Annotated in this window: 6 protein-coding genes; all 6 read right to left on the bottom strand. The window is 32.7% G+C overall.

The window, feature by feature from the left end; translation table 11 throughout:
- Positions 1-12 precede the first annotated feature (12 nt).
- Positions 13-3,066, bottom strand: a complete 3,054-nt coding sequence (locus MKD41_RS01345) for a sugar-binding domain-containing protein (RefSeq protein WP_240243653.1) — start codon at positions 3,064-3,066, stop codon at positions 13-15.
- 303 nt (positions 3,067-3,369) lie between these two features.
- Positions 3,370-4,284 carry a hypothetical protein gene (locus tag MKD41_RS01340; RefSeq protein WP_240243652.1) on the bottom strand — a complete coding sequence of 305 codons (915 nt, stop codon included), beginning with the start codon at positions 4,282-4,284 and terminating at the stop codon, positions 3,370-3,372.
- Positions 4,285-4,648: 364 nt separating this feature from the next.
- A complete protein-coding gene (locus MKD41_RS01335) occupies positions 4,649-5,713 on the bottom strand; it encodes a DUF5627 domain-containing protein (protein WP_240243651.1) in 1,065 nt (354 codons plus the stop codon).
- A 39-nt stretch (positions 5,714-5,752) separates the two neighbouring features.
- Complete coding sequence (locus tag MKD41_RS01330; protein WP_240243650.1) at positions 5,753-7,459, bottom strand: RagB/SusD family nutrient uptake outer membrane protein; 1,707 nt, start codon at positions 7,457-7,459, stop codon at positions 5,753-5,755.
- A 27-nt stretch (positions 7,460-7,486) separates the two neighbouring features.
- The gene (locus tag MKD41_RS01325) at positions 7,487-10,528 is read right to left on the bottom strand and encodes a SusC/RagA family TonB-linked outer membrane protein (RefSeq protein WP_240243649.1); all 3,042 of its coding nucleotides are present in this window, start codon (positions 10,526-10,528) and stop codon (positions 7,487-7,489) included.
- Positions 10,529-10,566: 38 nt separating this feature from the next.
- The gene (locus tag MKD41_RS01320) at positions 10,567-12,435 is read right to left on the bottom strand and encodes a RagB/SusD family nutrient uptake outer membrane protein (protein WP_240243648.1); all 1,869 of its coding nucleotides are present in this window, start codon (positions 12,433-12,435) and stop codon (positions 10,567-10,569) included.
- Between the last annotated feature and the right edge of the window lie 9 nt (positions 12,436-12,444).

Genomic DNA, 12,444 nt, shown 5'->3' with positions numbered 1-12,444 from the left:
TTTTATATTTTTTTAATCAATAAACAATTCATCTATAAAGGGTCCACTTTTACCAGTTGTTTCAATTCTAATATTATTTGCACCTGCTTTAAGTCTTAAAATAGCAGGCATAAATTTCCATTCCTTTTCCCAACCACCAGTTGACTTAAATTCTAACGTTCTTACAAATTCATCATTTAAATATAATTTCATGGTATGCAATTCTTCTTCATTATTGTGCATATACCTAAATCGTATACTGTAGTCCCCTTCTTCTCCATCGTTTTCTTGATAGAATGTAATTGCTCCTTCTTTACCATCAAATCGAACAAAACCACTTCCTTTATAACGATGAGCATCTTTACTTACTGTAGCGTCACCTTCTAAAATTCCATCTTCCGCAGAAATATTAACACCTCTACCAATCCACATGTCTTTAGAGTGTTCATCTCCCCAAAAAAGTCCTTCGTTTTTACCAAATGTTTCACTCATTGTTAAAACCACTTTTCCGTGTTGTTTAATGATAGCTTTTACGGTTGTATTATCTGAAATTTCAAAGGCACCTTTGTAAATCCTTCCATTGGTTTCGGGGTTGTCACCATTGGTGGTATATAAAACCTCTAAATCGGCAACTTCAGACTTCCCTAGAACTTCAATTTGTTGCACATCAATAGTAATTTTACTTGATGTGTATAATGCTTTATCTCCCAAAATAGCAGCCGTTATTATAGAGGCATTTTTAGCGTTTGGTAATTCTCGTAAAAACAATCTTGTTTTCCCAAAAAACAAAGCTCTAAAGTCTGATTTAGTTCTACTTGTAGGATCAATCGGATTTCCGTTTTCCATAGAAATGGTCTTTACATCACCCTGAATATTATAATAGACTTTGTTTTCACCGTACGGATACAAGTTATTTTCTTCGTCTAATCCTTCTGAAGTAATGATATAACTTGTGGTAAAACTGTCTTCCGCTTCTAATTTCTGGATACTTGTTTTTAATTTTGAAGGCTGTTTACTTGTACTAAAAGAAGTTCTTTTTACTTCTTTACCATCTATATAAGCAATAGCTTCTATCGTTCCTTCTTCATAAGGTACCATCCACTCACATTGCATTTCATTCCAAACCGTTCCTGGTTTGTCCCTCCCTAAAGATTTTCCGTTTAAAAATAATTCTACTTCATCTGCATTGGAATATACCCAAACCGGAATCACAGTTCCTTTTTTCATTCTTGGATGTGTCCAACTTGGCAACATATGAACCATTGGTGCTGTTGTCCACTGACTTTGGTAGAAATAAAACAAATCTTTTTTAAATCCTGCAACATCCAACGCTCCTCCCATAAATAAGTTGAAAGGCAAACCTCCGTGTACTAAACCGGCTTCACCATAGTAATCAAAACCTGTCCAACGGAAATAACCACTATGCCAAGGATTGTCACGCATAACTTCCCAATATTTTCTTGCTGAAACCCTTACTGTTGCATTGTCATAAGAAGAATTGAAACTCTGTTTTCTATTTCTCCAATTTTTAGGATTGATGCCTTCGTAAAAGAAAATTTCTTTTTCGGTTAAATTTGGTAATGGGTAGGTTCCTGGTAATTCATTATCTCTCCACCAAGTTTGCGTTCTATAATAACCACGTGTTTGCCACGTATGTGGTGCTTCAGTAGAAATAAACGGTTTATCAAATGTTCTACCTTCTATAAATGATTGCGTTTCAGAACCTCCGTTTACACCTGTTATATCCATATCTTCAGGGTTACCTGCACCTGAAGTAAATAATCGTGTTGGGTCTAAACTTTTTCCAAATTTAACCAACTCTGGTCCAATTGGACTATGTGTTTCATTTCCTAAACTCCATACAAAAATACTTGCATGATTTCTATCTCTGGTAATCCACTCTGTAACATCTCGCTGCCACCACGCATCAAATGCTTGTTTACCGTAATCTTGTGGTGCTTTTTTGTGCCAACCATCGAAAATTTCATCCATCACCAATAAACCTATCTCGTCACAAATATCATAAAACATTGGTGGTGTTGGATTGTGTGATGGGCGAATGGCATTGATACCCATATCTTTTAAGGACTGTAATTTCCAACGTAACATTGGTTTTGTCCAAGCGCCTCCTACAGGGCCTCCTTCCCAATGTTCACAAACTCCTTTTAGTTTTACGTTTTCTCCATTTAACCAAAACCCTGTTTTGGTTTCCCATTTTACCGTTTTAAATCCAAAAGTGGTTTTTAACTCATCTACAACTTTTTTTCCATCTAAAATCTGTGTAATTGCAGTATATAACTCTGGTGTATCAGGACTCCATAAACTTGGCGCATCAACTATCAAACCAACCTTCTCCTTAGATAATTTAATTTTTTTATGTGCCGATGTTAACAAATCGCCAGAAGCAGAATAGAGTTGAACAGCATACTTTAAATTGTTTGAATCCCCTTCAAATTCAGTTTCAATAAACACTAACGCTTTATCACTCTCAATTTTTGGGGTGGTTACAAATATGCCATTTGGTTTGATATGAGTTGGATTTACCTCTATTAACGTTACGGCTGCATAAATTCCACAAGGATGATACCAACGAGCTGAAGGTTCTAAGCTATTATCTACTCTAACTGCAATTGTATTTTCACCCTCTTTTAAATATTTTGAAATATCATATCTAAAACTAATATACCCATACGGCCTTTTGGCTAAATAATTTCCATTAACCCAAACTTCGCTATTCATATACACGCCATCAAAATTGATATATGTTATGTTTGATAAACTTTTATTTTCAACATTAAAAGATTTACGATACCAACCAATACCTCCATCGTGGTATCCACCACCTTGACCCTGATCGCCACCTTTACGAACGCCTTTTTCAAAAGACCAATCGTGAGGAACGTTTAAGCTTTTCCAAGCAGCATCATTAAAATTTTCTTTTGAAAATGAAGGATTATCTTCTAAAATGAAGTTCCAATTGTTATTAAAATTTGTTTCAATTCGTTGCGAATAATTTTTTATGGCAATAAATACAAAAATTACTACTAAAAACTTAAGTTTTAAAAACATTGGTACTTTTCTTTTCATTTTATTTCTCATACTAATATTTACAGTTTTAATTTATTATTTTATCCATTTTTGATGAAACATCAATAATTAAATAAATTTAAGTGTAAAAACAGTATTCACCATCCTGCAGTGTTATGCTTTTTGAATAAAAAAAATAGTAAAATGTATTGTGAAATTTCAGATTTATCAGAATTAATATAATCTGAATCTTAAATATTAGTAAGAATCATATTTAAAAAAGCTTCTATTATAATTTATATTGGAAAAAAATGGTTGAAATTTCTTTAAACCATTTTTTTCCAATATAACTCAAATAATTATTTAATCTTTCTCTACTTTTTCGTGTGTAGTATTTGCCCATCTAATCTGTGCTCTACCACCTTTAACGCGGTATGCACCATATCTAATTTTAGATTGTGTTCCTCTTTCTGACTCGGGAATGTTCCAATTAAAGGCTTTACCTCCAATTACAGCATTACAATAGTGTATTTTTTTTGTTGCATCGTTTGGATCTTGTTTAAAACCTACCTTTAGCTCAAAGTCAATTTGCTCATTTTTATCTACTCGCTTTAGTAAAACCACTTCTCTACCACTTCCTTCTCCACCACGTTCTAGAATACGCTCCGCATAGATATCGAAGGCCACTTGCTTGTTTACATTGCAGCCTTTTCCATAAACAGGCTTAGCTAAATACAAACATATAGCTGGGTCTGGAGAACCACCACCACCTGTATGTTTTCCTTTTGCTTGTGCTATATAGGTACCATCACTGTTGTCTCCTGTAGTATCACCTACTTCAAGAATTCTAACGGTTCCATTAAATTTAACATAAGTTCCTACACCCGTTTTATTTGCAATGGGTAATGAGCGTTCCATCCTAGGTTGCAGCGTAGCGTCAAATTTATTAGAATTATGTGTAATATTATACACACCCCAAACTTTATTATAAATACGACTTTCTTTATAATTTGCGTAGCAAGTTCTATCATCAATAGTACCAATATTTACAGGGTTTGGCAAATCATATGACGTTCTAGTCGCATTTTCTCCATCTGGATTGCAAGTAGTATATGCTCCTATATCTTCATCACTTTCTTTTATTATTGGATCGGGTTCCTCCTCAATAATTTCTATTATTTCTTCAGACTCATTATCCGATTGACAAGAAAAAAAAACCACAAATAAAAGTAATACAGCTATTGATATGAATTTGTATATAAATTTAAAAATTTTCATTACTTATAAATATATTTTCTTTAAAATTAAAGTTTAAAAATGTTATAACAATCCTGAACTATCCTGATTGAATTTCAACCATAGTATATTTTACAAATTAAAAGAAATACAGCACATTCATATCAAAAGATAAACTTTAAATATTACTAAATTTCTTTATCGATTTTAAAAAAAATATTACTTTATAAAAGTAATCACTAGTATACTTAATTAAAAAAGAAGATACAATTTAATTTGAATAAAATATAAACAACTTAAATTTAATATTAATCACACAACTATGGGTAAAAAAATAGCGAAGGTTTATCCTCCGCTATTTTTATTAATTTATATAGTTTATTTAACTATTGTCTAATTGAAAGCATTATTGTGACACCTTTAATTCAATGTCAAATTCCTCAAATTTAACATTTCTATCTCTAATTACTAGAGTATCTTTAACTACGTGCGTTTCGTTATTAGCTGCGTCTGTATAAGAATAATCTAAATATATAACATCACGTTTTTCTCCACCCCATTCATCTCCATCTGTTTCAAACTTTCCTGAACCTGAAACGTTATAAATATCATCTCCAAAACTGCTAATCGTACAATCTCCATTTTCATTAAATGCTAATTCTATGTTTACATTTCCAGGACTAGGAAGCCCTCCTCTACGAATAATATTTGATAGTTCAACTTTATATCTACCGCTTGTATTTAATGGCACCAACTCGTCTTGTACCACATATTCAGCTTGATAAACAGTACTTACAGTTTCACCTGAAGCATCTGTCATTTTATCTTCACCTCGACGTAAATATATACCTTGATATTTATTCATAAATTTAATACCAAAAAGGGTATAATCCTTTGGCAGTGTATCCCAATCATCACTTTTTATCTTAATAGGGTTTACTATATCTTCTGCAGGTACTCCGGTTAAAAGTGAATCTAATTGCTCAAAATCAGTTATTTTTAAAGGAATTACATAATGCACTTCTCCAAAATCTGCAAATGATTGTGGGTCATTAAAAAATGCGTCTTCAAGTTGGACAGGAATACGTCCTTTTGTAGATCCTGACGGAATTGTTACCGGACTTTCTTGTTCAATAGTATAATATGACGATGGCAGCACCTTTACATTTACCGAATCTATATCAACTAGTGTAGCTGGATTAATCAATTCTGGAGCTTGTTCAAAATACACTTTTCGATCTGTTGTATTTTCATAAACTCCAGACATAACTACACCTATTTCAAAACGCCCATTATTGTCGTTTTCATTAAATCCTAAATCATATTCCCCTAAAATTAGTGTTCTTACAGGTGTTTGATAAGGGAAATATACCGAAGTTGAACCAAAGTCATCAAATTCATTGGTCTGGTTCTCACATGCCATCAAACTAAATGAGACGGCTGCTAATATTATTAAATTTTTTAATTTCATATTTAATGCGTTTTTAATTGTTTAAAATACATATTTAGTTTACCAGCCTTTATTTTGCTCAAGTTCAGAAAATTTCAAAGTTTCACTATTTGGAATTGGCATATAGGTAGCAAACGGTTGATAATTTCTAACTTCAACAGAAGGTAATTCGACATAATTATTTCCATCATAAAAGTAACCTTCAGCAGTTTCATTAAGTGCTAATCCCCACCTTCTAAGATCCCAAAATCTATGCCCTTCAAAGCTCAATTCTAAGCGACGTTCATTTCTAATAAGATCACGCATTGCTTCTTTTGATGAAATAGATGCCAAATAATTATCTGGTTGTGTTATACCTGCTCTTTCACGAATTGCCGCAATAATATCACGAGCACTCATACCATCAATTTTATTGTCTGGACCTCCAATTTCGTTAGCTGCCTCTGCCAATATTAAAAACAACTCAGTGTATCTAAAGTAAACGTCAAAGTGCTTTTGGCCAGTTGTTGTTCCATCATTATTGATTCTAACACCTGGTTGCAATAATTTTTTTAAGTAATATCCTGTAGTTGTTGAAAATTGAGGAATTGAATCTAACCTGTCAATTCCACCACCTACACCAGTATTAATAGTACCACCTCCAAAAGAAGATCCGTTAACTACAATATACTTTTTTAATCTTGGATCTCTGTTTTCATATGGATTTTGAGGATCGTAGCCGTTAGCTACAGTTGCAGGAAATCCATTTTTCATTGGAAATGCCATTACTAAATTTTGCGTTGGATTAATCTCTCCTTTACCATTTACAGAAGGAGGAAACATTCTTTCTTCGTAAGCTGAACTATTACCTCCAATAGAACCACGCCATAGCATTTCACCACTGTAAATATCTTCATCAGAAGTGTAAAATTCAACACCATCTGCAGCTAAACCAGAAACTCCTCCAATAGTAGTTAACACGTCACTTGCATTTTCTGCTGCTACATTATAATATCCTTTTTGACCATTTAAATATGATGGGCTAGCAGCAAATAAAGCCAAACGAGCTTTTAGTGCTCTCACTATTCTACCAGATATTCGTAATTCATATGCAGTACCATTAACAACATTAAACTTTCCTATATCAACATTAGCATACCATGGATCAGAAGCATTGTTCCCATAATCTGTAGGTAATAAGGTTAAGGCTTCATCAAAATCTGCTATAATTTTCTGTACAGATTCTTCAAACGACAAACGTGGTACATTAAAATTTCCATTAGCTTCAATAAATTCAGTAAAATATGGAATTCCTAACAATTCGCCCGAAGTTGATTCTCCAGCGTGAGCTTGCAGCACATAAAAGTGATGTAATGCTCTAAGTGCTAATGCTTCTCCCTTCATTCTCATATTAAACAGCTCATTTGTTTCTTCATCTCTACTCCATTGAATCTCACCTGCATTAATTATTTCTAAAAATCTATTTATGTAAAAAACCCTTTCAAAACTATTCCAACGCGAAGCAGGATTGTACTGAGCTGACAGTTCGCCAAGAGCCATTCGTTTATACCCGTTACTTAATTGATTATTAACAGCGTCATCTGTTGCTCCTTCAGAAAATACAAATTGATCAATTAAGCCAGAATATCCTTGCAATAATAGTCCTTCTGCTGTTGCAGGATCAGAATTTACAAAATCAAAGTCTAACCTGTTTTCATCGATAGGATCACAGGCAATTATGCCGGTAAAAACCAACATAATTAATATATATTTTATTAAATTTTTCATTTTATTTATCTAAATTTTCTATTTGTATTAAAATGACATTCTCAAGCCAAGCATATAAGCTCTTGATTGCGGTGTTCCACCAATTGTTAATTGACGAATATCTTTATTTTTAGCTACTTCAAAAAGGTTTGTTCCTGAAATATTCATACTAAAATCATCCATACCAAGTTTATCACATAAGTTATCCGTAAATTCATATGTTAACTGAGCACGGTTAATTTTAAAGAAACTATTGTCGTATATCCAAAAAGTTGATGTTCTAAAATTGTTTTGATTGTTTCCAGACGACAATCTTGGAAATGTTGCTGTACTAGCTGTTTCAGGTGTCCAACGATCTAAAACAACTTCTGAATATTTATTAGTACCATTTGGTGCATAATAATTATTAAAACTATTACTTAATTTATTGCCATCGCCACCGAATTGACCTGTACCTAAAATAAATAAATTAAACGCTTTATATTTAAAGTTAAGATTTACACCATAGGTCCAAGGACTACTAGATTGCCCAATAGCTACCATATCATCATTATCAATAGTATTGTCTCCGTTTTGATCCATATACTTTACATCTCCAGGTTGAACTGAACCAAAACTAGGCACTGCTAAACCATCTTTTAAAATGTAATTACCCTCTCCATCAATATCAAAATCATTTATAGCATAAAAACCTTGATCAACTAATCCAAAAATTGATGATGTTTCTTTTCCAACTCTATTTTGGTAATCAAACTCATTAACTTCAGATCGTTTTACAGCTATAGATTCGCTATACAAAATATTTGCACCTACACTTACAGTAAAATCATTCATAGTTTTATTGTAATTTAATCCAATTTCAAATCCTTTATATTCATTTTTATTAAAATTATCATAAGGTCTAAATGTATTATAATAAGAAGGATATTTATCACTTAAAAAAGTTAATTGTTTATCTAGTTCTGTTTTAAAATAATTAAATTCAAACCAAAGTGATTTCATTAAATAACTTTCAAAACCAATATTTAAGTCTATACGTTCTTCATACCCCATATTAGGATTGGCTCCTTGAGAGATAGTTTGTTTACGGTTAGAACTTTGCCCATCAGCCCAATTAAAGGTTCCTCCATTAGAATAGGTTTCATTATACAAATAGTAACCATCAATTCCAATATCAGACTTTATAATACCTCCTGATGCTTTTATCTTCAAATAGTCAATAATTGTATTATTTTTTAAGAAAGGCTCTTCACTAAGTATATACCCTAATCCAAGTGTAGGCGATAGACCACCTCTGTTACCTTCGGGTAATTTAATTGAACTAGTGTAGGTTCCACTAAAATCAGCAAACATTTTTTTCTTATAATTATAAGCTAATTGAAATCCAAGGTGAGTATCTTTATCAGTTTGTAACACATTGTTTTTATTCATTGAATTATAATACCCTAATAAGGTACTATTTATTGAGTGATTCTCAGCAATAGTTTTTTGATAATTTACAAGTCCATAAAAACCTAATCGAGATACAAAATCATTAGTACTAACATTTTCTGTTAAATCTTTTAAGTCAGTTCCATAAGGTGTTAAACCAGTAATTTTATCATCCGTCCATACTGCTTCGTAAACTTTGTATTGGTTTTTAATTGATAATTTATACGAATCATAAAAATCAAAACTTAAATACGTTCTTGCAGATAAACCTTCAGTAATTCTATCGAGATCAAAATCGATTGAATTATTAAACTGTGTAGAACGTATCACATTATTTTGATAACCTCCGGCTATTGCATTTGCAACAGGAGTATTATCTTGAAACTGTTGCGCTCCTCCTAATAACATTCCGTCGTATATTCTAGCGGCTTCTACTTGAGCAGCAAGTACTGGGTTACCAATTGTATCTATCATGCTTACAGGTATTAGAGGCACATAAGAATTTGGTTTAAAACTAGTACCCTCCTTCAACAAATTAGAAAAAGAGCTTTTACTTGTGCTAATAATTGCTACTCCATCAATACTACTTTTAATCCAATCGTTTACTTGAAAATCTATATTACCTCTTAAATTAAATCGATTATCACCAGCATTTGCATCTGGATTGACACTTACCCATGATTGGTTATGGTTCCAGCCTGCATTAACGTAATATTGCGATTTATCATTTCCACCAGAAAACTCTGTAATAACACTTGTTGAAAGCACAAATGGTTCAATATAATCATTTGAATAAAAATCAACATCTGGATAACGATATTCATTTGAATTATTTAAGTATGGATCAATATCCTCAGGTAAAAAAGTAATTTCTTGTCCATCATTAATTCTTGCCTCATTAAATAGTTGCATGAATTCCGCTGAACCCAGATAATTTGGTAAAGCAATTGGAGTTTTAAACCCCGAACGAACGTTAATATTCGTTTCTTTTTTATTTATTTTACCACGTTTAGTATTAATTACAATAACACCATTTCTTCCTTGACTACCATATAAAGCAACAGAATTAGCATCTTTTAGAATAGTTATCTGGTCAACCTCTTCCATATTTAAAATATTTGGATCACGACCAACTACCCCATCAATAACAAAAATGGCATTTCCTAAACCTCTAATATTAGAGGAACCTTTAACACCCAACATTAAACCACTAATGTAGTCTCTAACCCATTGCGTATTATCGTATGTTAATCGATCTTCTGTATTAATTGACGATACAGCTCCAACAATTTCACGTCGGTTTTTAGTAGTAACTCCCATCTTAATTTGATCATCTTCTGATGCTAAAAAAGGAGATTTCTCTAAAGTAATAACATCTGTCAAATCAGATTTATTTATGAGTTCCGATTCATATCCTTTTTTTTGTATTACAACAGATTCACTACTAAGTAATTTAATTTGAAACTGTCCGTTGTTATCTGTACTTGTTTGAATTCCTTTAGGGCCAAAAACATTTACGTTGTTTATAGGGTTACCCTGTTCATCAACTATGGTTGCTTTTACCTCTGTACCATTTGTTTGTGCTATTGTAAAATTACTAAAGCAAAACATGGCTAAGCACACAAGGGTAAGCAATTTATAAAATTTATTTATCTTCATTTTTTTCTTTATTTTAATTTAAAACGAATTGTATAAAACTACCATCCAGGATTTTGAGGGAATCCCTCGTAAATCTGCGTTTGTTTAGCCTCAAATGGTATCCAATAATGCTTTGGATATTCACAAACTCTTTCTACAAGCAGTCTTTCCGTAAATGACGAATGGTCTTGCGGAAATTCTAAAGCCAATTTTCTTTTATATTTATCTAAATGTGCTAATCCCCAACGGCGAATGTCTACCCACCTATGCGCTTCAAAACTCAATTCAACACTTCTTTCTCGCCTTAATTCATCCATAAACTTATTGTTATCAGAGACAATTGATGGGTGAACATTAGGGATACCTGCTCTAGTTCGTAATAAGTTAATAGCATCTACTGCTGTTAAGTTATAAGATGCAGGCGCTGTAGTTGAACCTTTCGCAACATGTAAAGCTTCGGCATACATTAAATACACATCGGTAAGTCTCATATGAAGAAGCGCACCCATATATTTATCAATAATTCTATTCCATTTACTATGAAACTCTCCATCTACTACCGGGTAAAATTTCTTACGCATATATCCTGTTGTAGAAGGTTGATTATCACTACCATTACTACGGTGTTCTCCACCTGTAAAAAGCTGTGCTTTTTTATGTTTAGCTGGAATACTTGCTTTTGTTCCAAAAACATCTCCATCTACAACAATCCATTGATAAAAACGTGGATCGCGATTTTCGAATGGTTTATTAGGATTGTATAAAGTAGGTCCATAAACACCACTCATATCATCTTCAATGGATAGTCCGTTTGCCATTCCAAAATTATTATTGATGAAATTATGAGTAGGACTAGAAATTTCAGACCCACTCTGCCCATGAATATCTCTATCCATACCTGATGTCATAAACCTTTGAGCAGTTGTGGCATCACCACCAGGTGCACAAAAAATTAGCTCTGTACTACCCGGATAAACATTTGCTGTAGGTGTTTTCCAAAATACCTCTTTATATTCATCTAAATTTGAAGCTAATCTATAACGTCCTTGATCCGTTAAATTAAGTACTCCTGCAAAAGCATCTACAGCCATATTAGCTAATTCTACATCATATTGATAAGTATTCATAGCACCATTATTACCGTACATTAACGGACTAGCTGCAAGTAACAGGTTTTTACCTTGAAAAGCATAGGCAGCTCCCTTAGTAAGTCTAAGTTTATTATCACCTAATGTTTTTTGCCCGTAAGGCATATTGTCCCAATCTACAGGCAATAATTCAATAGCCTTTTTGTAATCTTCATTGGCTGCTAAAGCGCTCTCTTTATAAGTTGCAGGGCGTGGTAATGCAAAATCACCAACAAGCACTTTATCTATGTAAGGAAAACGTCCCCAAAATTTCATAATCTCATTATGAAAAAATGCTCTGAAAAAATAGGCTTGCCCTAAAATAACATCTTTTTCGGCTTGTGATAAACCGATCATTAAATCTTGACTCTCAATAACAATATTGGCATTTCGTATACCCTTTAAACTACCATCCCATAAACCAGGTCTCCTAGAAGCATTACTTTGATTAGTGCTTGCATTATTAGTACCATAGGTAGCGTTTTTCCAAGATGTTAAATAGCTATAATTAGCAGTTCTTAAACCATTTAAATTTCCGTTATCTATTAAATAACTTGCTTTCCAAGTTCTATTTCCATGAGCGTCATCTCCATATAAATAATCTTGGAAGGTATGCCCTGATGTTCCATAATCTACAACTAAAGCGTACATTTCCTCAACAAACCCTTGTGCGCTATCGAAGTTTGAAAAAACATCGGTTTGATCCAATTCTGATTCAGGTGCTATATCTAAGTAATCCTCACAAGAGAACGATACTATAAGCCCAAAAAATAATAATAATTTTATTGTATAATTTTTCATCACGTTCTT

This window comes from Lutibacter sp. A64 (genome assembly GCF_022429565.1).
GTDB lineage: Bacteria > Bacteroidota > Bacteroidia > Flavobacteriales > Flavobacteriaceae > Lutibacter.
Note: the sequence above shows the minus strand (reverse complement) of the source record. Positions and strands in the feature narration are given on the sequence as shown.

What these genes read in the sequence shown, in the direction of transcription:
- MKD41_RS01330 (WP_240243650.1), bottom strand. Translation starts at nt 7,459, where the DNA reads ATGAAAAATTTAATAAAATATATATTAATTATGTTGGTTTTTACCGGC.
- MKD41_RS01320 (WP_240243648.1), bottom strand. Translation starts at nt 12,435, where the DNA reads ATGAAAAATTATACAATAAAATTATTATTATTTTTTGGGCTTATAGTA.
- MKD41_RS01345 (WP_240243653.1), bottom strand. Translation starts at nt 3,066, where the DNA reads ATGAAAAGAAAAGTACCAATGTTTTTAAAACTTAAGTTTTTAGTAGTA.
- MKD41_RS01340 (WP_240243652.1), bottom strand. Translation starts at nt 4,284, where the DNA reads ATGAAAATTTTTAAATTTATATACAAATTCATATCAATAGCTGTATTA.
- MKD41_RS01325 (WP_240243649.1), bottom strand. Translation starts at nt 10,528, where the DNA reads ATGAAGATAAATAAATTTTATAAATTGCTTACCCTTGTGTGCTTAGCC.
- MKD41_RS01335 (WP_240243651.1), bottom strand. Translation starts at nt 5,713, where the DNA reads ATGAAATTAAAAAATTTAATAATATTAGCAGCCGTCTCATTTAGTTTG.